This window comes from Fischerella sp. JS2 (assembly GCF_032393985.1).
GTDB lineage: Bacteria > Cyanobacteriota > Cyanobacteriia > Cyanobacteriales > Nostocaceae > Fischerella.
Genome location: NZ_CP135918.1, coordinates 3,155,488 through 3,178,995, shown reverse-complemented (window position 1 = coordinate 3,178,995; position 23,508 = coordinate 3,155,488). Strand labels below are relative to the sequence as shown.

Here is a 23,508-nt window from a genome sequence, read left to right as displayed (position 1 = left end):
TGGTGGGTTGATGGTTGTTCCATTGACGCACCTTTTTTCGGCTACTTTAAAGAAGAGGTAGGCCCTACGGTGCAGCGTAGAACAAACAACAATCAACAATCAACAAACAACCATTAACTATTATTAGCAAATGCTTCAGGTGTATATGTTTTCAGTGCTAAAGCATGAATTGCTTCAGTGGACATAGCTTGTCGTAAAGCACCATAAATTAACTGGTGTTGCTGCACTAATCCTTTACCTGCGAACTGCGATGAAACTACTGTCACTTGATAGTGATCACCACCTCCAGTCAAGTCTTGTACTTGAACTTGGGCATCTGGCAGTTCCGCCTTGATCATTTCCTCAATCTGTTGCGGACTAATCATCGCGATTCCTAATCAAACTTCTTTTCTATTATTATCAATAATGACACTAATACATTGCCAATCTGGGAGTTCTGGAAGGCTGAGTATAAAAACTGTTCACAGACAAAAGTATCTTAGCATTTAGACAACCAAAAATCCGCCCACCTGTTGGCGGCGGTCTATTCGAGGAACTGATGGTAGATATTATTTTTTAATTATTTCTTTTGCTGAGATGAAGAAGAGGTGTTACTTCCTCCTCTTGGGAAAGGTGCATCAACAAAACCCAACTCAAGTAATTGCTGATAAGCCTTCTTTCCTAGTTCTCGTGTGGGGTTTTGACTTTTGATAATTTGAACTAGCAAAGGCACTGCTAATTCTGGCTTATTTTGCGCTCGATGTACTAATGCTAGTTGATAAGTGGCTTCATCGCGCATTTGGGCTGTTTCTAGTGCCAGTTTGCGCTGGGAATCAGCTACTCTATTGTCAATTCCAGCAAAGCTGGAATTTAGTTCTTGATAGAAATTTGATAGCTGATTAAAAACTAATCTTGCTTCTTGAAGTTTCTTCGCAGCAACATCATAGTTTTGGGAATTGACAGCTTGAGAGGCTTCCGCCATCAAGCGCTTACCACCATCAACACTTAAAATGCTATTATTTTGGACTGTTGGACGTAGGGTATTGGGGTTGTTGGGGTCTATAGGTTGTGCTTGGTTAGGGATATTTATAATCTGTGCTTGTTGAGCATGAACAGGTAACAGCAGACCAAAGGCTGTTATGACTGATAAAAAAGTGAAGCGAATTAAGGGAACATTAGCTAAAGACTTCATGGGATGAATTTATGCAACAACTTAACAAAAAAGGATAGAAACTTCGGGTATCTTAACTCTGTTTTGGACTTTAACAAAATAAAGCCACAAAATAGACTTTTTGCAAAAGCCGGAAAAGGGACAAGGGAAAAAGGCATTCAGAAACTTTTTTCCTTTAGCTTTTAAGCTTTTCCCATCTGTGGTAAAAGTTCCTTTTGCCACAGGTCTACTACAGTTTCTCCGATCTAAAACGAAAATCGGTGAAATCATGTTCCCATTATTTCCTGACAGTAGCCTAACAGTAGTTTGATTCACTGCTATGAACGATCGCCTAAATTCCTCTGATTATCCTCCCACAGATATGCCTGCTAGTAGCCAAGGATTCATCTTACAACGTGGTGGTGAAGAATTAATCTTAGAAAAAGTGAGCGATCGCTTCACTGTCCGTCCTCATGGTCATTTGTCACCGCAAGACTTATCTCAGGCAAATTGGGGTAATTGGCGTCGCAATATTCCCAAAGCACAGCTAGCATTATTCGCTGTTCCACCTTCCCAGCTAGAAGGGGCTATGTCTGTCGCGCGGGCTTCTGACGATGTAGCGTTTGCCAGTCATGTTTATCAAATCAAAGATAGTCCCAGCACCAAAGTTTATCTGAGTGATCAAATTACAATTCAATTCGCCACTTGGGTAGACAGTAGCACTATTAATGTGATCGCCACCAAATTTGGTTTAATCCAGCAAAAATCTGTTCCTAGTCTTCCCAACACTTTTGTTTTCATTGTTGGTGAACAAGCACAAGCAAATCCGATTAAAATTTCTAATCAATTAATTTCGTTACCAGAAATTGTAGTTGCTGAGCCTAATATCATCACGCACCAGCAACCCCATTATCAACCTCGTGACCCCCTCTACCCCCAACAATGGTATCTCAACCACAACGGTGGAAATCAATTAGCTAATGGTTCTCATATTGCTGTAGAAAAAGCTTGGGATATCACTCGTGGTATTCGTTCGGTTGTCGTAGCGGTGGTAGATGATTCTTTTGATTTAAATCATCCAGATTTTCAAGGTAGTGGCAAAATTGTTGCCCCTAGAGACTTAAAAGAAAACGACTTTTTACCCTTACCCAATGAAAAAGAAGCCAGTCATGGTACAGCCTGTGCAGGCATCATCTTAGCAGAAGAAAATGGTACAGGTATTGCTGGGGTTGCCCCCGGTTGTGCTTTTATGCCAATTCGCAGCACAGGGTTTTTAGATGATGAGTCAATAGAAGATATTTTCAATTGGGCGATTGATAAGGGCGCAAGTATAATTTCTTGCAGTTGGGGAGCATCAGCAGTTTACTTTCCTCTTTCTTTACGCCAACGCGCTGCTATTACCCGGGCGGCTACTAAAGGACGTAACGGCAAGGGTTGCGTTATTTTCTTTTCCGCAGGCAATGCCAATCGCCCAGTCAGTGGCACTGTGAATGAACAAGGTTGGCAGAAAGATTTAGTTAAAGGAAATACCAAATGGCTCAGTGGATTTGCTGTACATCCTGATGTAATTACCGTATCTGCTTCCACAAGCTTAAATAAAAAAGCTGCTTATAGTAACTGGGGAATTAATATTTCTGTGTGTGCGCCTAGTAACAATGCTTTACCAGGGATGTGGTTTCAAGACCAAGGTTATGTATACACTCAACCAAACATCACCACCGCACTGTCTGGGCGAGGAATCTTGACCACAGATCAAATAGGGGCTGCTGGCTATGATCCAGGTAACTTTACTAGCAACTTTGGCGGTACTTCTAGTGCTACCCCTGTAGTTGCAGGGGTAGCAGCGTTAGTTTTGTCAGTGAATCCTGACTTAACTGCCAAAGAAGTCAAACGGATTTTAGAAGAAACCGCCGATAAAATTGTTGATCTAGAACCAGATCCGCAATTGAAGCTGCGTTATGGCACTTATGATGAGAATGGCCATTCGCAGTGGTTCGGTTACGGGAAGGTGAATGCTTGGCGGGCGGTACAAGCAGCCCAAAAACTTCGTACAGCCACATTTAGCACAACTGGGATTTTGAGAGGAGAGAACAGCAATAAAGTTGCAATTCCAGACAATGACAAACAGGGAATTAAAAGTGCGATCGCGATATCTGATTCTAGCCTAGTCAAAGATATTCAAGTCAGCGTCAATATTACCCATGATTTTTTAGGTGATTTAGAAATTTACTTAATAGCCCCTAATAATCACCTCGTGTTATTGCAAAATCGCACCTTGGGTCGTCGCATTCAATTGCAAACAACTTACACCGTGCGATCGCATCCAGTCCTACAACAGTTATTATTTTTACCAGCCAAAGGACGTTGGCAGTTGTGGGTAATTGACTATGCACTACAAGATATAGGGAAACTCAATGCTTGGGAATTAATTTTGGGAATTTAGTTATTGGTTAATGGATAGTGGTTAGTGGTAAACTACTAACTACTAATGTACAGACGATTAATCGCGTCTCTACCCACTAACAACTAACAACTAACAACTAACAACTAACAACTAACAACTAACAACTAACAACTAACAACTAACAACTAACAAAATTACGAATTTGGCATTTCTGCAAATGCATGAGTAGTAATTGTTGATTCATGATGACTTAATTGTTTAAGTGCATTTGCTAAATCAACTGTCAGACGTTTAGCATCCTGTTTTACAGAACCATTAATATAATCTGCTACTTTCATTACAGACCCAATGTGAATGCTAACATCAGTACCCCACTCGGGGTAAGGATGGCTGTAGTTGATACTAACAGGTAAAATTTTGACTCCCAGACCTGGATGGCCAGATTCAGCAGTTAAAGCTAAACGAGCAATTCCGGACTTGAGAGGATGAACTTCGCGATCGCGAAAAATGCCACCTTCAGGATAAATAACTAACATTTCTCCACGCTGAAGCAATTCTACTGCATGGCGAAGAGTAGTAATCGATGGGCGTTGTGGATCTACAGGAAAACCTCCTAAGCGTCGTACAAACCAACCCTGTAAACCTTGACATTCGCTAATAGTCACCATAAATCGTAGGTCACGACCTGTAACACAACGACCACTCGCGTAGGGTAACAGTAATGAATCCCAACGCGCGCGATGGGTAGGGGCAAGGAGAACAGGGCCTGTAGCAGGGATATTTTCTTGTCCAGTAATTCTAATCTGTCCAAAAAATAAAGGTAAAAAATGGTGTCCCAAGAAATAGGCCAAAGGCGTTAACCAGGGAGATAGCCATGAAGTACTAGCAGAAATCGCCGTCTCACCATTTGCTGGAGTATGGGCTAGTGTTTGATGGTAGATCTGATCGTTGGAAGAGTGAAGTTCCATGATGAGGGTGGCAACTGACTGTAGGGTAGAAAATGTAATCAAAATATGAATTAGATACACCGTAGATTTTCTTCCTATAGTTGTGTTGTCGCAGCTGGACAGTTTTACCTCTGTCCGTTATTCGCTGCTATGTCGCCGATTGACAAACCATGCTTGTAACTGCTGACGACAAGCAGTTTCCATGATGCCTCCAATTACACGCAGACGGTGATTAGAAGCCGCACTATCGGGGATATTAACAACAGTACGAATCGCACCAGTTTTGGGATCGTCCACACCATAAACAAGAAGTCCAATACGGGCTTGGACTATTGCACCTGCACACATCGGACAAGGTTCGAGAGTAACATAGAGAGTACATTGGTTTAAACGCCAAGTGTGTAACTTGCTAGCTGCTGCTTTCAAAGCAATAATTTCCGCATGGGCTGTTGGATCTTGGTCGCGTTGTTTGCGATTTTCACCTTCTGCTATCAAATAACCTGATGAATCAATAATAACAGCACCTACAGGGACTTCACCCGCATCACCTGCTCTTTGTGCTAATTTTAGGGCGTGATCCATCCACTGCTGATGTATAAGATATTCTGAGTATTCAAGTGACATGTTCTGTTCAGCAAACATTGAATGCCCTCAAACTGGAAGTTTAGGGCTACACAAACAAAGCCCGTTTGCACGGGCTAGTGATTTTGTATTCTGTATAGATTCCAGGATTTTTAAGCTTCTTTCTGTTCAGCGAGAGTTTCCAACCTTGCCGCCATATAGTTGAGCGCATCGATAAACTTATAGGAGTAACATTCCTCGAACTTGGTAAAGCCTTCTTGTCTCAGCCATTTAGCAACTACAAGCAGTTGTTCAGAATCAAGTTTTGACAGCATTTCAGACTCAGTTGCCGTTGTGTCAATGATGTTAGAACTGTCCATATATTTTTCATTCCTGTGTTCTTGTTAAATCACGCAGACAATGTTAGAGTGCTGACTGGGCTAAAAGGGGGTCTAGTTGACCTTTTGTATCTAATTCGTAGAGGTCATCACAGCCACCAACGTGTTGATTATTGATAAAAATCTGTGGTACAGTGCGGCGTCCGTTGGCGCGTTCTGCCATTGCTGTTCTGGCTGTTTCGTTACCGTCAATTTTGTATTCAGTGAAATTAACACCTTTCCACCACAACAACATCTTGGCACGGATGCAGTAAGGACAAGTTTGCCAAGTATATATCTCTACATTGGCTTTAACGTTTTCGGGATGGCGGTTTAAAAGGGAATTGATAAAGTTGAGCATATTTTTAAGTTTAAATAGATTTGTAATTACTCTCTAGTTTAAACATTATTTCTCAACGCCGACCTATTGCTTTGCGATATTCAGGAGATAGACGGTATATATAACGTGGCAAATCATTTAGCGCTTTGCCTATTTCTTCTTTCTCTATGAACCCTAGTAACCAAAGTTGTTCTAGTCGATAGTATGTCTCTGTTTTGCTTCGATGATTATATTTTTGCTCAAATATATCTTGTTGAATTCCATGATTATTATTAATGGTTTTTTCTTCTATAAAGCCAAGAATTTGCTTCTGAGCGCGACTAAGAAGTTTATCTCTTCTTGCTAGTAAAGGTATTCTTAGTGCATCTGGTATGCTTTTTGCTCCTTGAAGTGGTAGATAATATAATAAAATCGACAAAAGAACAGAAATAATAACAAGCACAAGGGAAACTAAGCGATAAGCTGCATAAGGCACAATTCCCTTAAGACCTGGTAAGTCAAGACTATTTGTTAATGCTAAAAAAATGAGTAATGTACCCAATATAAAAAACAAAAAGCTTAGAGTATGACGTTCTATAAATGTCTGTATTGATTCTAAAATTTTCATAACAACCCTCTTGCATAGTAATAAAAAAATAAAATTTATATTTTATAGTGATTTAAAGGCAGTCAAGATTAAATTTGAATATAGAAAAATTTAGTTTTATTTTGATATTGCAACTTTTAGTTTGACTAATCTACACATTAGCAATATCTAAGTGTTACTTAGAGTAAATCACACTACTTTTTATACATAACTTACAAAACTTAACAAAGTCTGTTTCAGAGAGTATTTTCCACGGGTATCCGCCCTTTGGTAGACTGTAAAACTGAAATCACCAGATGAAAAGTCGCAAAATCAAGCTATCGAGAGGGCAGACTCTGTGGAAAATACTCTTGGGTTAGAGATTATTGAGGTAGTTGAGCAAGCCGCGATCGCTTCTGCTCGTTGGATGGGTAAGGGCGAAAAAAATACTGCTGACCAAGTGGCTGTAGAAGCCATGCGGGAACGGATGAACAAAATTTACATGCGCGGTCGCATTGTAATTGGGGAAGGCGAACGCGATGATGCTCCCATGCTTTACATTGGAGAAGAAGTTGGTATCTGTAGCCGTCCGGATGCTAAAGATTTTTGTAACCCAGATGAATTAATTGAAATTGACATCGCTGTTGACCCTTGCGAGGGTACTAACCTTGTAGCCTATGGTCAACCAGGCTCAATGGCAGTGTTGGCAATTTCCGAAAAAGGTGGTTTGTTCGCTGCTCCTGACTTCTACATGAAGAAGCTAGCCGCTCCCCCAGCTGCCAAGGGTAAAGTAGACATCAACAAGTCTGCCACTGAAAACCTAAAAATTCTATCTGAATGCCTAGATAGATCCATCGATGAACTTGTTGTAGTGGTGATGAAGCGTGAACGCCACAACGATCTAATCAAAGAAATCCGGGAAGCAGGAGCAAGAGTCCAACTCATTTCTGATGGTGACGTGGGTGCAGCCTTATCTTGTGGTTTTGCTGGAACCAATATTCATGCTCTCATGGGAATTGGTGCGGCTCCTGAAGGTGTGATCTCTGCTGCGGCTATGCGGGCTTTAGGTGGACACTTCCAAGGTCAATTAATCTATGATCCAGAAGTAGTCAAGACTGGTTTGATCGGCGAAAGCAAAGAAGCTAACATCGAACGGTTGAAGTCTATGGGTATCAATGACCCTGATAAAGTCTATGATGCTCATGAACTAGCATCCGGTCAAACCGTATTGTTTGCTGCTTGTGGTATTACCTCTGGTAATCTCATGCAAGGTGTCCGCTTCTTCAACGGAGGTGCAAGAACTCAAAGCTTGGTAATTTCCAACCAGTCGAAAACAGCTCGTTTTGTGGACACCATCCACATGTTTGAAGAACCCAAGACATTGCAGTTGCACTAAGTTTGAATAGTGATTAGTAGTTAGTAGTTGGTGGTTAATACTGCTACTATCTACTAACTACTAACAAACGCTCGTTCCCAATTAGTAAACACGATTTAGCAAATGAATATAGCAGTGGTGGGGTTAAGCCATAAAACAGCCCCAGTCGAAGTCCGGGAAAAGCTGAGCATTCCAGAAGCACAGACCGAAAGCGCGATCGCACACCTGCTTAGCTACCCCCATATTGATGAAGTTGCCATTCTTAGCACTTGTAACCGTTTAGAAATTTACATTGTCACCGAAGAAAGTGAACAAGGTGTCCGAGAAGTAACACAATTCCTCTCGGAACACAGCAAGGTAGCTGTGACATCTCTAAGACAACACCTATTTGTTTTGCTCCATCAAGATGCTGTGATGCATTTGATGCGGGTTGCTGCTGGCCTAGATAGCTTGGTACTTGGTGAAGGTCAAATTCTTGCCCAGGTGAAAAACACTCATAAGCTGGGACAGCAATACAACGGTATAAAAACTATTCTGAATCGATTATTCAAACAAGCAATTACGGCTGGTAAGCGGGTACGTACTGAAACTAGCATTGGTACAGGTGCAGTTTCTATCAGTTCTGCGGCTGTGGAATTGGCTCAGATGAAGGTAGAAAATCTCGCAGCTTGCCGAGTGGCTATATTAGGTGCTGGCAAAATGTCGCGCTTGTTGGTGCAACACCTAGTTTCTAAAGGTGCTGTCAAAATTTGTATTTTAAATCGCTCTGTTAGTAGAGCAGAGGAATTAGCTAAGCTCTTCCCCGAACATAATATCCAAACTCATCCACTTTCGGAAATGATGAAAGTAATTTGCGAAAGTGATTTAGTATTTACAAGCACCTCTGCAACAGAGCCAATTCTTGATCGTGCTAAGTTAGAAATTGTGTTAGAAGCCAGCCGGGCATTGATGTTAATTGATATTTCCGTGCCACGCAACATTCATGGTGATGTTAACGAACTGGCAAACGTCAAAGCATTTAACGTCGATGATTTGAAATCTGTGGTGGCACAAAACCACGAAAGCCGTCGCAAGATGGCCCAGGAAGCCGAAGGGCTTTTAGAAGAAGAAGTAGAAACTTTTGACGTTTGGTGGCGATCGCTAGAAACTGTAACTACTATTAGTTGTCTACGCAATAAAATCGAAACCATTCGAGAACAAGAACTAGAGAAAGCTTTGTCCCGTTTGGGTTCAGAATTTGGCGAAAAACACCAAGAAGTCATCGAAGCTTTAACACGGGGTATTGTTAACAAAATTTTACATGACCCAATGGTACAACTGCGAGCGCAGCAAGATGTCGAAGCCAGACGTCGTTGTATGCAGTCGCTACAAATGTTGTTTAACCTGGATGTAGGAGAGCAGTTTAGTTAAAAGGTAGAAGGCAGAAGGCAGAAGGCAGAAGGCAGAAGGATTAAAATTAATACTTCACACTTAATAACTTCACACTTCATCCTACCCTACCCTGCGGGTTTTGCTTCGCAGTATGGAAAGCCCTCCAGGTACTCTCCCTTGAACCCGCTACCTGCGGAAGCCGCTGTTGCGTCTACGCGTGTACGCCAGTCGCTCATGGGGGACTCGGGGCCCCTGGTGGAGATTGGGGGCTCGGGGTCCCCTTTGGGGTTGGGGGAGGAACCCCGGTGTAAGAGTCGCTGCCTCACCGCCCAAAGGGCGTCTACACACTTCATCCTTCATCCTGATTTATATGAACCGAATTTTTCGCGTCATTGCACTGCTGTTAGGTTTGTGGCTATTGTTTGAATTAGCCTCACGCTTCGTAGCAGAAATTCTTTGGTTTGATGAAGTTGGATATTTACAAGAATTTCTGTTGCGCTTACAGACACAAATCGGGTTGTGGGCGATCGCTTTTTTGCTCTCAATCAGTTTTTTGTTAGGTAATTTGGTTATAGCCCATCGCCTCAAGTACCCCTCTGGGAAGATGGGGAAGGCGGGGGTCCCCACTCCTCCAAGGGAGTGGGGATTAGAGGTGAAGGGGCAGTGGGGACGCTTCGACGCGCAAAGTTTCGACGCGCAAAGTATGGATGAAAGATTTTCTGCTTCATCCCGTCTTCCGATTTTCGCGTCTTCTACTCTGAAGCTACGCTTACTCATCCCAGCAGTGGTGGGACTGAGTGCATTAGCAGGAGTGGTTCTGATTTACTACGCCCAGACAGCTTTTGACTTGTGGTTTGTCAATATCAAACTCCCCACTTTATCTTGGCAATTACCACCCCTGTTGCAGTTTTTTTCACTACTTTTACGTACAGAAGAAATACGTATATCTGCTGTCAATGCGGGTTTGTTAGTGGGTTTAACCATTGCAATTTTAATTAATCATCAGTTTTGTTTAAAAGCGATCGCCGTCTTGATCAGCTTGTTATTAGCTTTTTTGCTATCTGCACGTTGGGTTACAGTTTTACAATTTTTCCAAGCAACTAGTTTTAACAGTACAGACCCTCTTTTTCAGAGAGATATTAGTTTTTACGTATTCTCCCTACCAATTTGGGAACTTTTGAAATTTTGGTTTTTAGGAATTTTTGTATACAGTATTGCTTCTGTATCTTTAATTTATCTGCGTTCGTCTAATAGTTTAAGTGAGGGGTGGTTTCCTGGGTTTTCTGTACCGCAGCGACTCCATTTAAATGGCTTAACAAGTTTGTTCATGCTAGCGGTAAGTTTGCACTATTGGTTGTTACGCTACGAACTTTTATACTCTAAGAGTGGATTTAACTTTGGTGCTAGCTACACAGAGGTCAAGGTACAGTTACCAATTTACACTGGACTGAGTGTGTTGGCTGTAGCGATCGCAGTTTACTTACTATGGCGAATATATATTTTATCCAGACGCCACAAAACCAGATTAAGACCGATTCCCTTTCCACGCCAGTTAGTCTACTTGCTCGTATTGTACCTAGTTGTCGCAGGGGTTTCTGGGGAATTGTTGCCTACAATTATCCAGCGCCTAGTTGTCCAACCCAATGAATTAGCACAGGAAAGACCTTATATTGCTCGTACTATTGCGTTGACCCGCAAAGCATTTAAATTAGATGCGATCAATGCAGAAACTTTTGATCCACAAGATCAACTGACCGCAGCTGACTTAAGGGCCAATGAGCAAACAATTGGTAATATCCGTTTGTGGGATACTCGTCCTTTGTTACAGACAAATCGTCAGTTGCAACAAATCCGACCATATTACAAGTTTCCTGGTGCTGATATTGACCGTTATACTTTATTGCGAAGTGTTCAAAATAAAACAACAGAATATCAACAAACTATTATCGCAGCGCGAGAACTAGATTACGGCGATGTTCCCCAGCAGGCACAGACTTGGATAAATAAACATCTAATTTATACTCATGGATATGGATTTACACTGAGTCCAGTCAATCTTGTTGGTCCTGGTGGATTACCCTATTACTACGTTAAAGATATTGGTGTTGAAGATACAGACAGTCAAGGAACTTTACAAATCACCACAGCAGAAATTCGTGCCAGTATTCCTATTACCCAACCACGCATTTATTATGGGGAAATTACTAATACTTACGTGATGACTGGGACAAAAACCCAAGAATTAGATTATCCCAGTGGTAACGAGAATGTCTATAACATCTACGATGGACAGGGCGGGATTTCTATTAGTGCAATGTGGCGACGGTTGCTGTTTGCTGAATATCTCAAAGATTGGCAAATGCTGCTGACGCGCAACTTTAATCCTCAAACTAAATTATTATTTCGTCGTAATATTCGAGAAAGAGTAGAAGCGATCGCGCCTTTTTTACGTTTTGACAGCGATCCCTACTTAGTTGCTGCACATGGCGGAGGGACAACTGTTACAGGTCAATCAACAAATCTTTACTGGATTATTGACGCTTACACCACAAGCGATCGCTATCCTTATTCTGATCCTGGTCAAAATCCATTTAATTACATTCGTAATTCCGTCAAAGTAGTTGTTGATGCTTACAATGGCACAGTAGATTTCTATGTTGCTGACCCCACAGATCCAGTAATCACAACTTTGGGGAACATTTTTCCTCGAATGCTTAAACCCCTAGAAACTATGCCAGCTGCCCTTCGTAGTCATATTCGCTACCCAGGAGACTTTTTTCGCATTCAATCAGAACGGTTGCTGACTTATCACATGACCGATGCACAGGTATTTTACAACCGAGAAGACTTGTGGGAAATACCGACAGAAATTTATGGTAACGAACAACAATCGGTAGAACCATATTACCTGATCATGAAATTGCCACAAGCACAAACAGAAGAATTTATTTTACTGTTACCTTTTAAGCCCAATCAACGTGCAAATTTAATTGCTTGGTTAGCAGCACGTTCTGATGGCCAGAACTACGGCAAATTGTTACTATATGAATTTCCGAAACAATTATTAGTCTACGGAACTCAACAAATTGAAGCATTAATCAACCAAGATCCGGTAATTTCTCAAAAGATTACTTTGTGGAACCGTGAAGGTTCAAAAGTGGTTCAAGGAAATCTTTTAGTAATTCCTATTGAACAATCTCTTTTGTATGTTGAACCTTTATATTTAGAAGCAGAACACAATAGTTTGCCAACATTTGTTACAGTCATTGTTGCCTACGAAAATCGAATTGTGATGGCAGAAACTTTAGAAAAAGCATTTGCTGCTATTTTTGAGCCAGAGAAGCCAGCTGCGCCGACTATTATTCGTCCAGTGGAGTAAAAGCATGAAGCAGAAAGATGTGTATGCTTATTGTGCTTGTTTTCGCTAAGAAAAAGTAGGAGAGAAAACCCTGAGTATTCTCGTGTCACAGGGCTAGTAAAGCGCGAACTAGCCTTAGGTTACGTGTTTTCATTGCAGCTAACGAAACAACGATTTTAGAAGTGGTAGAAAAGGTATTGCAGAAATATCTTGATGAGGCTGAGGGTAAAACAGACTCATCATCGGACAAATCCAAAATGAAAAAGGAAGGTACTAAATGACACAAAATGGATGGGAACCACGCAAAAGACTAGATCGGCTTGAAACCATACTCACAACCCATGCCGAAATGCTTAACCAGTTAGCCCCCCTTATGACCCAGGTAGCACAAATAGCTACCAGCACATCTGAGACGGTTGCTTGGCATGATGAAACTCTCATACGTATTGAGGAACAGACCAGACAAAATTCAGAGGCGATTGGCAGACTAGAGCAACGTATGGATCAATTAGCTGCTTTAGTCACAACTAGCACAACTGAAACTATACGCCTTATCGCTAACAACAGTCGTCAGATTGCTGAAAACAATCAGCGTATAGAGCAATTTTGCAATACCTGTTTCGCCAGTCGGGCAATAGTAATAGTAGGAGTGAGGGGTGATTAAACTGATTGCTTCCCCGGTCGCCTTTGTAATAAGTTAGGTGTGTCGAGTGTTGGGTGCGATCGCCCAATATTTACCTCTAAATACTTAGTCTATGAAATCGTAGGCAAAAAAGTTTAAAAATAAAACCCCAAAGCATAAATACTTTGAGGGCTAGATTTTATATTCAAGGTCTTTATATGGCTGACCCCGTTTTATTACAAAAAGTAAACTACTATTTAGATTCCCATCAAATCAGTTAAAAATTGTAATATTTAATATTTTCTTAAGATTTTGATTTTAATATTTTCTTTAGATTGTTCACGATAACCGACATAAACATACCCCGGCTAAAAACCGGGGCTTTTGTCAAAGTCAGCTATTGTAGTCTTGCTGTAGGCTGTCACAACGGGGTAAGTGCTGTGAACGCATCAACATTACGTCAACTTTGGTCTTTAATTGAGAACACTCAGACCAACATTCTTTTAGAAGTGAATGACACCGAATTAATCCAGCAGTTGCTAAGGCAACTGGAAAACCAAAAACTACTCAGCAGCGAAGAAAGTAAAGCCATCCGTGCTTATATCAGTTCTAGGCTACCGCTAATTCGGGATCTGGCTATGTTACGCAGAGGCTGTACTTAAACTCAGTGAACAGTGAACAGTTATCAATTAGTAGCCGTTTACTGATAACTGATAACTGAATTTGCCTTCTACTTAATCTCCCGAACTTTGAATTTGAGGAAGTGATTCAGAGTGAATATACTTACCTGGATACTTCTTCTGGAAATATGCTTCCAGTACTTGCAAGACCATTGGACCACAAACAGTACCACCATGATCACCTGAGTTTTCACCAAAGGCTACAACCACAATTTCTGGTTTATTACTGGGAGCATAAGCACCAAACCAAGTATGGTTGGGACGACCGACACCTGCTTCTGCTGTACCACTTTTTCCAGATGCAGGGGCAATTGATGGTACATTCAAACGTTTACCTGTACCTTCTGTAACAACCTTCCGCAGTCCATCACGCAGCACGGCGATAGTGGAAGGTTTCATGTTCAAGGATGAGCGCCAGTTTTTTGCTTCTTCATGGTCTTTTAGTAAATGTGGCTTAACGCGGAAACCACCATTTGCAGGCACAGAGAACATAACAGCCGATTGTAGTGGTGTAACTTGCAAAGCACCTTGACCAATCGACATATTGATGGTGTCGCCTACTGTCCAAGGCATTTTCCAAGATTTCTGTTTCCATTTCTCATCAGGAACCAAGCCTCTAGATTCTTCTGAGGTGAACTCAAAGCCGGTTTTTTGACCAAAGCCATACTTGCGAGTCCATTCTATTAGGGTGGAACCGCCGACTTTTCTGCCAACTTGGTAGAAAAAGGTATCACTGCTCATAGCCATCGCTCCTGAAAATCCCAAGGGCCCAAATCCAGCATGGTTCCACTCGCCAAAAGTTACACCACCAACAGTTAGTGAACCGTAGGTCTGTAGAACTGTATCAGGAGAGAATTTGCCTGATTCCAGTCCAGCTGTTGTGGTAATAATTTTGAAGGTACTGGCAGGCGGAAAAGCACTGAGGGCGCGGTTAACTAGGGGATGGTCTTGACCCTGTAGGCTTTCCCAATCTTTTTGACTGAGTTTTTGCTTAGAGAATATATTCGGATCGAAACCGGGATGAGACACCATAGCTAAAACTGCCCCATTGTTGGGGTCGAGTGCGACAATTGCCCCTTTGCGATCGCCTAAAGCTTTGTTAGCCGCTAATTGCACATTTAAATCAATAGTCAAGTGTAAATCATTACCTGCTTTAGCTTGTTTCTCTCCTAAAATTTTCTGTGGATGTCCAGCCCGATCTACTTCTACCTGTTGCCCACCCCATTCACCTCGCAGCATCTTTTCATAAGCCTTTTCTACCCCCATCTGACCGATCACATCTCCTAGTCTGTAACCGTCCTGCTTCTTTTCTTTCAATTGTTCAGAGGTTAATTCACGAGTATATCCTAATACATGAGCTAGCTCTTTCCCGTGTGTATAATAGCGAACTGCTTCCGTATGAATTTCTACCTCTGGTAGTTCGTTTTCATACTCTTTTAATGCCGTAATTTCTGCATCATTGAGGTCACGGGCAATTCTTACGAGATTAGTAGAGCCAGGTCCTGCTTCTACTAGTTTTTCTCCAATATCTTCTAAAGGAATTTTGAGAATTTGCGATAGACGTGGGCCGACAACAGACCAAGATGGTTTAGTGTGTGCCATTGGCCATAGGTAAACAGAATGCGGATAACGAGTTGTAGCTAACAACTTACCATTGCGGTCAAATATATTACCTCTTTCTGGCTGTTTGTCAATCATGCGAATTCGGTTTGCTTCCGCTCGTTCCCGAAATTTTGCTCCCTCTTTAATTTGGAGGAATGCTAAACGAGCTTCAATGCCAGCCGCAGCTACCAAAGTGAATACAATTAAGAATATAGACTGATAGCTGCGTCCAACTGTGCGGGTATCTTTTTTAGCGCCAATTCGAGATGATTGTAATAAAGACATAAGACAAAAATAAATTCTAAGATTATGATTACTTGTATAGAATAATACTCGTGTACTAATCGGAATTTAGTGGTAAATAATCTAAAAAGTATATCTTTTATAAACCTTTTTTTGCCGGATACAATGAACCCAGATGTAATATTTAGTCTGTCAATTTATTCTTTTAGGGACTAGATGGACACGGGAGACAAGGAAGAAGGGAGAGAGGGGGGAGTGTGGGGAGAAGAAATACTTATGCCCAATAACCAATGACAATTGACCATTGACCATTGACAAATGACAATAAATTAGGACTATGGGCCATAGTTATGATGCAAAATCAAGATGAAATAACGGCTTTTGAGTCCCTTGATGTTGAACTACATAACGTTTTTAAGTTTTTTAACCAAGAGCCAGCAGTACATGGAATAGACTTGGATGTCAGACAGGGTGAATTCTTTAGTATTCTCGGCCCATCTGGTTGTGGCAAGACAACCACGCTACGTTTAATAGCAGGGTTTGAAAGAGCTGATGCTGGTAAGATTTTGATCCAGGGTCAGTCTGTGAGTAACATTCCTCCCTATCGCCGACCAGTCAATACTGTATTTCAAAGTTACGCTTTGTTTAACCACTTGAATGTATGGGATAACATCGCCTTTGGATTACGGTTAAAAAAATTACCTAAAGCTGAAATCGAAATAAGAGTTAAAGAAGCTTTAAAACTAGTGAAAATGGAAGGCTTGCGATCGCGCTTTCCCAGTCAAATTTCTGGTGGTCAACAACAACGTGTAGCATTGGCGCGGGCATTAGTTAATCGTCCAGCAGTTTTGCTGTTGGATGAACCTTTAGGGGCCTTAGATTTAAAACTGCGTAAACAAATGCAAGTAGAACTAGCGAATCTACACAAAGAACTGGGTTTGACTTTTATTATGGTTACACATGATCAAGAAGAAGCCCTATCTTTGAGCGATCGCATTGCTGTGATGAATCATGGCAAAATAGAGCAAGTTGGGACACCCAGCGAAATTTACGAAAATCCCCGGACAGCATTTGTTGCTGATTTTATTGGTGATACGAATTTATTTGCAGGTGAAATTACAGAAGTAAACACATCCACTGTAGAAGTAGTAACAAAAACAGGATTAAAAATAATAGTCTCTCGCTTTGTCGATACACCTGCTGAATTATTACAAGCAGTAGTAGTAAGCGTGCGTCCCGAAAAAATTCAGCTTTCACTTTATAAACCAAGCGTCCAAGCTAATTGTTTTGAAGGGCGATTAGTGAGCGTTATGTATTTAGGAACTCATGTAAATTATGTTGTTGAATTAAAACAAGATGTGTGTATCACCGTCATGCAACCTAACACTTTTGGCAGCTTACCAAATCCTGATATACCCATCTACGCTTGGTGGACAGAAAATGATTGTTTAGTAATTTGTCAATAGTCATTTGTCATTCGTCTTTCGTTATTTGTTGTTTATTATTAGCTGATGACATATAAGAAAATATAAATGACAATGAGGATTAATCAGAGATTTTTGTTAGACAAGAATGGTAACAAAGCGTTTTCAAGATTTACAGGTTTATCAATTATCAGAAAGTTTCTCTGATGAAATTTGGAAAATAATTAATGATTGGAAACCGTTACCCAAAGATACTATAGGTAAACAGATAATAAAAGCAGCAGATAGTATTGATGCGAATATAGCAGAGCGTAGGAAGAGGAAGTTATCAAGATAACCGACAATTTGTCAGAATGGCAAGAGGTTCTTTATACGATACTCAACATTGGCTAAGACGAGCCTATAATTGAAAACTTTTAACGACTGAACAAATAGACACTTTCAAACCCATAATCGAAGAATTAGCACCGAAATTAAATTCATGTCTCAATTCTATTGGCAATACACTGAAAAACCGATGACAAATGACAAATGACCAATGACTACCAGACGACTATTTTTAAAAAATATAGTATTACTTTCTAGTTTATCTTTAACTAGTTGTGGTTGGAGATTAGCTGAAGTACGGGCTAATTCTAACAATAAAGGTTCCCGCGATCAGTTGAATATCTATACTTGGACACAGTATGTAGATCAAGAATTATTTAAAACCTTCAATGCTGAAACTGGCATCAAAGTGTTTACAGATGTGTATGATTCTAACGAAGTCATGCTTAATAAATTACAAGCAGGCGGTGGCGGAACTTATAGTGTGATTTACCCTTCTGATTATATGGTGCAAAAAATGGTAGAGAAGGGTTTATTACTTGAACTAAATCATCAACGTTTAACTGCTTTAGATAATTTATTTCCGCGCTTTCAAAATCCTAGTTATGACCCCACTAATCGCTATAGTATTCCATTTAATTGGGGAACAACAGGTTTAATTTACAATTCCGAAATTATCAAAAATCCACCTGAAGACTGGGAATATCTTTGGCAAAATAAACAACAACTTAACAAGAAAATCACTTTGTTAAATGATGTAAGAGAAGTGATGGGAGCAGTGTTGAAAATGCTGGGCTATTCCTATAATTCTAAAAACGAAACCGAAATCAAACAAGCTTATGAAAAATTGCAAGCCCTCAAAGGTGCGATCGCAGCCTTTGACACAGATGCTTGGCGCAATCAAATTTTAGCAGGAGATTTATTATTATCAATGTGTTATTCATCAGATGCGGTGAAAATCACTCAAGAAAATCCTAAATTTAAATATGTAGTTCCCAAAAGTGGTTCTTCACTCTGGACAGATACAATAGTAATTCCCACAACAGCCTCAAATATAGACGGGGCTTATGCTTGGCTCAATTTTATCTTTCAACCAGAAATAGCAGCGCAAATTAGCCGACGTCTTTGGGTGACGACATCAAGTCGCGCAGCTTTTGAACTATTACCGAAGAAAATAAAGAATGATCCAAATGTATTTCCTCCAGAGTCGATACTAGAGAAGTGTGAACGCATCACACCTTTAGGAGAAATTGAAGAAGTATATGATCGTTATTGGACTGAATTAACAAGTGGATAAAAGCAGAAGGCAGAAAATAAATATCAATACTTCATACTTTATACTTCACCATACTCTACCTTGAAGCCTATAAGCACGTCTACATCTTTCATCCTTCACCCTTCATAACCGTGTCTACTCAAATTTCTTCTTCTCAAATAAATCCTACAGGCAGAATTCCCACAGTTCTTAAATGGCGTCCAAAGTTAACCTGGTTAGAACCTTTTGCATTACTTGTACCCGCCGGAACTTGGTTGCTGCTGCTGCTAGTTTTGCCAACTCTGCTAATTTTAGAACTAAGTTTAGTACCTGGAATTCGACCAGGAGATTTAGTCATTCCTAGTGGTTTTGATAACTATATTCGGCTTTTTGATCCACTGTATCTGCGAGTGATTAGGCGATCGCTATCTTTTGCTGTTGGTACTACAGTGATATGTTTAGTCTTAGGCTTTCCTGTCGCTTATTGGATAGCACAAATAGCACCAAAGCGCTGGCGAAATTTGCTCTTAATCGCTTTTGTTTTACCGTTGTGGACTTCCTCTTTACTCCGCACCTATGCTTGGATTGCAATTTTACGTCCCACTGGTTTACTAAACACAATCTTAAATTGTGTAAGCTTGCCAGCTTTAAATTTGCTCAACCGCAGTCCTGCTGTATTAATTGGTATGAGTTATAGTTTGCTGCCCTACATGGTTTTGATTTTATATGCATCCCTAGAAAAATTAGACAAACGCTTTTTAGAAGCTGCTGCTGACTTGGGTGCAAATCCTATACAAGCTTTCTGGCAAGTCACCGTACCTCAAACTCTCACTGGCATAGCAGCAGCTTCTTTCTTAGTATTCATTACTGCTTTAGGAGATTTTATCAACCCAGAATTACTTGGTGGTGCTTCTAGTAGTACAGCAGCAAGGTTAGTTTATAACCAATTCCTCGGCGCTACCCAAAATTGGGGATTTGGTTCAGCGTTGAGTATGGTGTTAATTTTGGTAGTTAGTCTGGCGATCGCACTGTTGATTAAATTTGGTGACATTACACCCAAGAGGTGATGAAACAATTAAAAATTGAGAAGAGAATAGGGGAGTGTAAGGGATGTGTAGACGCGTAGCGGCTGGATTAATGTAAGGGTGGAGTAGTAGATAATCAACCACTAACCACTAACCACTAACTACTAATGTACAGACGCGAGGAACATCGCGTCTCTACCCACTAACTACTATCTACTAACTACTAACTACTAACAATTGACCATTGCTAATTTTTCTGTTTGGAAATTGAAAGAGTGTATGTATGCTCCCCATCAACTAATTCCCCAACGTACAACAAATATTTACCAGCTTGCCAGAAACCAGAAATTTCTGGTTTGTCTCCAGAGTAATTATCTGGTAATACACAAAAACGCCCTCCTGGCCCTTCAATCAATAAAGTTGGTTTACCATTACCTGTGACTGCTAATTTTAAATAAGGCAATGGCTTTGTAACTTGAATAATTTGATTTGGTGTAGCAGCAATTTTACCGCAATCACTGGATTTTGGACCACCAGATTTGCCATTTAGAACCATTGGATCTGGTTGAAAATCAGGATTGATGGTAACAGTTTCTGCCATTACAGATTTAGTAATACTGAGTAGCAAAATTGCTGTAAATGCTAGAACCGATGGAAAAATATTAAATAATCTACACGTCTTCATAATTTGTGATGTTATTTGCTCCTGATTAATTCAAGAGCTATAGTTATGCATAATATTCTGAATTTAATAGACGACCACAAATTCACTTTTGTTCCACAAAATATTTTGTATAAATTTTAATAAATTACTTAAATACAAGTCATCAAAAAAGACATACTATGACTTACGATGGCAATAATTTAGATGATTAAGAATTAAGTAAAAAGCTTAAATAATATTAGCTTTGTGACTTTGAGTGGTAAGTATCCATGAAGACGAACTCGTCACTAGAACATATGAAAATATTTCCCTGCGTCACCATGTCTATTTTCAACTCAGTTAATCACAAGTAAATCCAATAATAAAGCATGAAAACATCAATCTTTCTACACCTCTACACCCTTACACCCCCATACCCATTTCGTAAAATACTTGTGCCTATAAATTAAATAGGCTTTTCCCCTTCAGTCCTCTGTCTCTAACTTATGCCTTCTGCCTTCTGTCATCTGCCCTCATCAAGCCAATAACATTCGCTAAAATCACTAAGACAACAGTTAACTATCGGATATATTTGGACTGTTGTTGAATAAGTTTACTAGCTGAGGTAAAACAATATGAATCCTCAACCTGAAGAAGACTTACAGCAACGCCTCCGCAAACTGGAGGCAGAAACTGATTCGTCTTCTGAGAAAAAAACCAAGTCACAACAAATTGATCAATCATCTCAGTCTGGTTTTTCAAGTGCCAATTCGCAACTACAGCAATTGTCGAATTGGTTTAATACCCTATCTGGAACGGGAAAGGTAGTTGTTGTGAGTGTGGGCGTTTTATTAGGCTTTGCGGTGGTGCAAGCAGTGTTTAAATTTGTTGCTTCTGCAATTAGTTTGGCACTCTTGGCAGGACTAGTTTACTTTGGATACAAATTTATTGTGTCTAGTAGTTCTCGACGCAAGCAATAGTATATTTTGACACGCCTGGAGTGGCATATATATAAAATTTCAAGGGAAATATTGCGATGGCAACCCCAATTGTGAGGAGAAGTAATGATCAATCTAGTTCTAGTCAGTCTAGTCAACCGGGAAAACCCAAAACACAGCCTCTAGCTGCAAGGCGTGTAGCTGCTTGGGCAACGGAAATGACGCTACTAGTGATCAGTGGCTTAGTTCCTTTTAGTCTTGGTGTATATCTTAACACTAGAACAGATCTGAACCGAGTACCATTAAATCCTGTATTGATTGTAACAGAAAGAGAAATCGCTCGTCCCCTGGCTCTGCCTGTGAGCTACGGCACTCGTAATGTTGCATGGCCAACAAATTTTTTGTGGACAGTAGCTATACTAGCGCCTCTGACACTTTCTGCTTGGCAATTGCTTCTACTAGCGAAAACAGGTAGCACCCTGCCAAAACGCTGGTTTGGTGTTCGGGTTGTCAACTCTCAAGGCAAACCTCCTGGTTTAGGGGCTGTTTTACTGCGAGAAGGTATTGGGCGTTGGACATTGAGTTTGTCTGTAGCTTATATGCTCTGGCGTAACAGCCCAACTTTTCCTAACTTAGGTGTATTCACTTTCCTCTCTGGTTTAATAATGCTCTTAGAAGCGAGGGGCTTACCATTACGACAAAGGCGCGCACTGCATGACATTATTGCAGGTACTTACACCATAGACGCGAATCAACCGTTTACACCTTCGCAGCTACAGGATAAAAAACAGACTCAGTGGACAGAAGCAGCAGACGAAGACGCAGCGATTGCTTCGGTTGTGATTACACCATCAGAAACAACTCAACCACCTGCTCATCCGTGGGAATGGTTGCAGCGTAATCCAAGTATAACCCTGCTAGCGATCGCACTGTTGAGTATGGCTGGTGTATTGACAACACTGGTAGGTACTCAAGTATACATCCAAACGCAGCAGAATCGCAGAGTGTTAGAGCAGCGCAATAGCCAACTGTTCCTGGCTCTGGTCAAACAATTGAGTCCTAACTCCGGCGTCAGCAATGAAGAGCGTCGTAGGGCGATTCTGGCAATGGGTACTCTCAATGACCCACAAGCGACCAAATATCTTGTAGAACTGTTGGCTAAAGAAACTGACCCCAGTCAACTCGAAACAATACAGCAGGCTCTGACAAATATTGGTCTGTCAGCTATCCCTGATTTAAAACGCATGAATCAGTCCTTAGCTGATGATTTGGAATCAACAACTAACCCATCTCTAGAGCGGGAATTGCGACAGAAGCGCTTACAGAGTAATCAGCAGGCGATCAATAAGATTATTGCACTTAGCAGCGCTAAAGTTAATGACCTCGACCTCAGCCGCACTCAATTATTCCAAAACGGTGCAGCAGACCGCCCCATATTTAGCTTGGCACTAGATAAAGTTGATTTATCAGGAATTAATTTCAAAGGAGCAAATCTATCCTTTGCTAGTTTAAGGGGTAGTAGCTTCCGAGGAGTAGGTGAGGATAGACGCTGGGATACTTTCGATGATTGGATTGCAGACTTAAGCGGCGCTCAGTTCAAACAAGCCGATCTGCGCGATACAAATCTCAGCCGTGTCTTGATGGTGCGTACAGATTTCAGCCGCGCTAACCTCAAAGGATCAAACTTAACTAACGCACGTTTAGTTAATGCCAACTTGAGCAGCGCCCAGTTAATGGGAGCCGATGTACGTGGTGCTGTTTTGGAAAATGCTAGTCTCACCGGGGCAGATTTGAGCGAAGCTATATTTAACGACGCTGATTTATATGCTGCTCGCTTAGGTCGTGTCATTGCGATCGGTACACAATTACCCTTTGCCAACTTAAGTAAAACCGACTGGCAAGCAGCAGATTTATCAGGAGCAAATTTGCAGCGTGCGGATCTGAGCAATGCCAATCTCAGCGCAACTAGCTTAACAAATGCTAATTTGCGCTCTGCTAACCTGACGGGTGTTAACTTCCGCAATGCCGATTTGAGTCTTGCAGATTTACGCGGAGCAAATCTCACAGAAGCTGATTTTCAAGGTGCTATTCTCTTCCCTGCTAAACAAGATCCAGCCGATCAATTTGTGCAAACTCCGTCAACAGGTTCACAATCTGCCGTAGTCAAAGGAGTGGATTTTAGCCAAGCAAAAAATTTAGATACCAAGCAATTGGCTTACATTTGTACTCAAGGTGGTATTCATCCGCGTTGTCCGTGAGATGGAGGTCGGGGGGGATCGGGAAGTGTGGGGAGTGTAGGGAGTGGGAGGAGAATAAATAGTA

Annotated in this window: 21 protein-coding genes; 12 read left to right on the top strand and 9 right to left on the bottom strand. The window is 41.0% G+C overall.

Annotation, left to right across the window (positions count from 1 at the left end; genetic code table 11):
- Positions 1-113 precede the first annotated feature (113 nt).
- Positions 114-365 carry a BolA family protein gene (locus RS893_RS13375; protein ID WP_009456076.1) on the bottom strand — a complete coding sequence of 84 codons (252 nt, stop codon included), beginning with the start codon at positions 363-365 and terminating at the stop codon, positions 114-116.
- 194 nt (positions 366-559) lie between these two features.
- Positions 560-1,171: a hypothetical protein gene (locus tag RS893_RS13370; protein ID WP_315791594.1), complete on the bottom strand. Its 612-nt coding sequence runs from the start codon at positions 1,169-1,171 to the stop codon at positions 560-562.
- A 298-nt stretch (positions 1,172-1,469) separates the two neighbouring features.
- Between RS893_RS13370 and RS893_RS13365 the strand changes: the two genes are divergently transcribed.
- A complete protein-coding gene (locus tag RS893_RS13365; protein ID WP_315791593.1) occupies positions 1,470-3,572 on the top strand; it encodes a S8 family serine peptidase in 2,103 nt (700 codons plus the stop codon).
- Positions 3,573-3,727: 155 nt separating this feature from the next.
- Here the strand turns inward: RS893_RS13365 and RS893_RS13360 are convergent, their stop codons facing one another.
- The 5 genes from RS893_RS13360 to RS893_RS13340 all read right to left on the bottom strand — a co-directional run bounded on the left by RS893_RS13360 (position 3,728) and on the right by RS893_RS13340 (position 6,365).
- Positions 3,728-4,501, bottom strand: a complete 774-nt coding sequence (locus tag RS893_RS13360) for a 1-acyl-sn-glycerol-3-phosphate acyltransferase (protein ID WP_315791960.1) — start codon at positions 4,499-4,501, stop codon at positions 3,728-3,730.
- Positions 4,502-4,618: 117 nt separating this feature from the next.
- Positions 4,619-5,104 (bottom strand): tRNA adenosine(34) deaminase TadA, encoded by a 486-nt coding sequence (gene tadA / locus RS893_RS13355; RefSeq protein WP_315791592.1) that lies wholly within the window; start codon positions 5,102-5,104, stop codon positions 4,619-4,621.
- Between the two features lie 110 nt (positions 5,105-5,214).
- Positions 5,215-5,421: a hypothetical protein gene (locus tag RS893_RS13350; RefSeq protein WP_315791591.1), complete on the bottom strand. Its 207-nt coding sequence runs from the start codon at positions 5,419-5,421 to the stop codon at positions 5,215-5,217.
- A 43-nt stretch (positions 5,422-5,464) separates the two neighbouring features.
- Entirely contained in the window at positions 5,465-5,779 is a 315-nt protein-coding gene (gene grxC, locus RS893_RS13345) for a glutaredoxin 3 (RefSeq protein WP_315791590.1), read from the bottom strand.
- Positions 5,780-5,831: 52 nt separating this feature from the next.
- Positions 5,832-6,365: a hypothetical protein gene (locus RS893_RS13340; protein WP_315791589.1), complete on the bottom strand. Its 534-nt coding sequence runs from the start codon at positions 6,363-6,365 to the stop codon at positions 5,832-5,834.
- 316 nt (positions 6,366-6,681) lie between these two features.
- On the opposite strand from RS893_RS13340, the gene glpX reads away from it, so the two are divergent.
- The 5 genes from glpX (at position 6,682) to RS893_RS13315 (ending at position 13,711) form a co-directional block, all read left to right on the top strand.
- Positions 6,682-7,719, top strand: coding sequence for a class II fructose-bisphosphatase (gene glpX, locus RS893_RS13335; RefSeq protein WP_315791588.1), 1,038 nt, complete (start codon positions 6,682-6,684; stop codon positions 7,717-7,719).
- 102 nt (positions 7,720-7,821) lie between these two features.
- Positions 7,822-9,108: a glutamyl-tRNA reductase gene (locus RS893_RS13330; protein ID WP_315791587.1), complete on the top strand. Its 1,287-nt coding sequence runs from the start codon at positions 7,822-7,824 to the stop codon at positions 9,106-9,108.
- Between the two features lie 331 nt (positions 9,109-9,439).
- The gene (locus RS893_RS13325) at positions 9,440-12,448 is read left to right on the top strand and encodes a UPF0182 family protein (RefSeq protein WP_315791586.1); all 3,009 of its coding nucleotides are present in this window, start codon (positions 9,440-9,442) and stop codon (positions 12,446-12,448) included.
- Positions 12,449-12,704: 256 nt separating this feature from the next.
- Positions 12,705-13,091: a hypothetical protein gene (locus tag RS893_RS13320; protein WP_315791585.1), complete on the top strand. Its 387-nt coding sequence runs from the start codon at positions 12,705-12,707 to the stop codon at positions 13,089-13,091.
- Positions 13,092-13,489: 398 nt separating this feature from the next.
- A complete protein-coding gene (locus tag RS893_RS13315) occupies positions 13,490-13,711 on the top strand; it encodes a hypothetical protein (RefSeq protein WP_315791584.1) in 222 nt (73 codons plus the stop codon).
- 72 nt (positions 13,712-13,783) lie between these two features.
- On the opposite strand, the gene mrdA is transcribed toward RS893_RS13315, so the two are convergent.
- On the bottom strand, positions 13,784-15,616 hold the full coding sequence (gene mrdA / locus RS893_RS13310; protein WP_315791583.1) for a penicillin-binding protein 2: 1,833 nt from the start codon (positions 15,614-15,616) through the stop codon (positions 13,784-13,786).
- Positions 15,617-15,927: 311 nt separating this feature from the next.
- Here mrdA and RS893_RS13305 point away from each other — a divergent pair, with 311 nt between their 5' ends.
- The 4 genes from RS893_RS13305 to RS893_RS13290 all read left to right on the top strand — a co-directional run bounded on the left by RS893_RS13305 (position 15,928) and on the right by RS893_RS13290 (position 19,647).
- On the top strand, positions 15,928-17,040 hold the full coding sequence (locus tag RS893_RS13305; protein ID WP_396336461.1) for an ABC transporter ATP-binding protein: 1,113 nt from the start codon (positions 15,928-15,930) through the stop codon (positions 17,038-17,040).
- 106 nt (positions 17,041-17,146) lie between these two features.
- Entirely contained in the window at positions 17,147-17,335 is a 189-nt protein-coding gene (locus RS893_RS13300; RefSeq protein WP_315791581.1) for a four helix bundle protein, read from the top strand.
- A 201-nt stretch (positions 17,336-17,536) separates the two neighbouring features.
- On the top strand, positions 17,537-18,622 hold the full coding sequence (locus RS893_RS13295) for a spermidine/putrescine ABC transporter substrate-binding protein (protein WP_315791580.1): 1,086 nt from the start codon (positions 17,537-17,539) through the stop codon (positions 18,620-18,622).
- Between the two features lie 110 nt (positions 18,623-18,732).
- Entirely contained in the window at positions 18,733-19,647 is a 915-nt protein-coding gene (locus RS893_RS13290) for an ABC transporter permease (RefSeq protein WP_315791579.1), read from the top strand.
- 205 nt (positions 19,648-19,852) lie between these two features.
- Here RS893_RS13290 and RS893_RS13285 read toward each other — a convergent pair whose 3' ends face one another.
- Positions 19,853-20,290 carry a hypothetical protein gene (locus RS893_RS13285; RefSeq protein ID WP_315791578.1) on the bottom strand — a complete coding sequence of 146 codons (438 nt, stop codon included), beginning with the start codon at positions 20,288-20,290 and terminating at the stop codon, positions 19,853-19,855.
- A gap of 593 nt (positions 20,291-20,883) precedes the next feature.
- Between RS893_RS13285 and RS893_RS13280 the strand changes: the two genes are divergently transcribed.
- Positions 20,884-21,228: a hypothetical protein gene (locus tag RS893_RS13280; RefSeq protein ID WP_315791577.1), complete on the top strand. Its 345-nt coding sequence runs from the start codon at positions 20,884-20,886 to the stop codon at positions 21,226-21,228.
- Positions 21,229-21,284: 56 nt separating this feature from the next.
- Entirely contained in the window at positions 21,285-23,444 is a 2,160-nt protein-coding gene (locus RS893_RS13275; protein ID WP_315791576.1) for a pentapeptide repeat-containing protein, read from the top strand.
- The last annotated feature ends 64 nt before the right edge of the window (positions 23,445-23,508 follow it).

What these genes read in the sequence shown, in the direction of transcription:
- RS893_RS13340 (WP_315791589.1), bottom strand. Translation starts at nt 6,365, where the DNA reads ATGAAAATTTTAGAATCAATACAGACATTTATAGAACGTCATACTCTA.
- RS893_RS13350 (WP_315791591.1), bottom strand. Translation starts at nt 5,421, where the DNA reads ATGGACAGTTCTAACATCATTGACACAACGGCAACTGAGTCTGAAATG.
- tadA (WP_315791592.1), bottom strand. Translation starts at nt 5,104, where the DNA reads ATGTCACTTGAATACTCAGAATATCTTATACATCAGCAGTGGATGGAT.
- RS893_RS13365 (WP_315791593.1), top strand. Translation starts at nt 1,470, where the DNA reads ATGAACGATCGCCTAAATTCCTCTGATTATCCTCCCACAGATATGCCT.
- RS893_RS13330 (WP_315791587.1), top strand. Translation starts at nt 7,822, where the DNA reads ATGAATATAGCAGTGGTGGGGTTAAGCCATAAAACAGCCCCAGTCGAA.
- grxC (WP_315791590.1), bottom strand. Translation starts at nt 5,779, where the DNA reads ATGCTCAACTTTATCAATTCCCTTTTAAACCGCCATCCCGAAAACGTT.
- mrdA (WP_315791583.1), bottom strand. Translation starts at nt 15,616, where the DNA reads ATGTCTTTATTACAATCATCTCGAATTGGCGCTAAAAAAGATACCCGC.
- RS893_RS13370 (WP_315791594.1), bottom strand. Translation starts at nt 1,171, where the DNA reads ATGAAGTCTTTAGCTAATGTTCCCTTAATTCGCTTCACTTTTTTATCA.
- RS893_RS13300 (WP_315791581.1), top strand. Translation starts at nt 17,147, where the DNA reads ATGGTAACAAAGCGTTTTCAAGATTTACAGGTTTATCAATTATCAGAA.
- RS893_RS13305 (WP_396336461.1), top strand. Translation starts at nt 15,928, where the DNA reads ATGCAAAATCAAGATGAAATAACGGCTTTTGAGTCCCTTGATGTTGAA.
- RS893_RS13280 (WP_315791577.1), top strand. Translation starts at nt 20,884, where the DNA reads ATGAATCCTCAACCTGAAGAAGACTTACAGCAACGCCTCCGCAAACTG.
- RS893_RS13360 (WP_315791960.1), bottom strand. Translation starts at nt 4,501, where the DNA reads ATGGAACTTCACTCTTCCAACGATCAGATCTACCATCAAACACTAGCC.
- RS893_RS13275 (WP_315791576.1), top strand. Translation starts at nt 21,285, where the DNA reads ATGGCAACCCCAATTGTGAGGAGAAGTAATGATCAATCTAGTTCTAGT.
- RS893_RS13375 (WP_009456076.1), bottom strand. Translation starts at nt 365, where the DNA reads ATGATTAGTCCGCAACAGATTGAGGAAATGATCAAGGCGGAACTGCCA.
- RS893_RS13325 (WP_315791586.1), top strand. Translation starts at nt 9,440, where the DNA reads ATGAACCGAATTTTTCGCGTCATTGCACTGCTGTTAGGTTTGTGGCTA.
- RS893_RS13320 (WP_315791585.1), top strand. Translation starts at nt 12,705, where the DNA reads ATGACACAAAATGGATGGGAACCACGCAAAAGACTAGATCGGCTTGAA.
- RS893_RS13285 (WP_315791578.1), bottom strand. Translation starts at nt 20,290, where the DNA reads ATGAAGACGTGTAGATTATTTAATATTTTTCCATCGGTTCTAGCATTT.
- RS893_RS13295 (WP_315791580.1), top strand. Translation starts at nt 17,537, where the DNA reads ATGACTACCAGACGACTATTTTTAAAAAATATAGTATTACTTTCTAGT.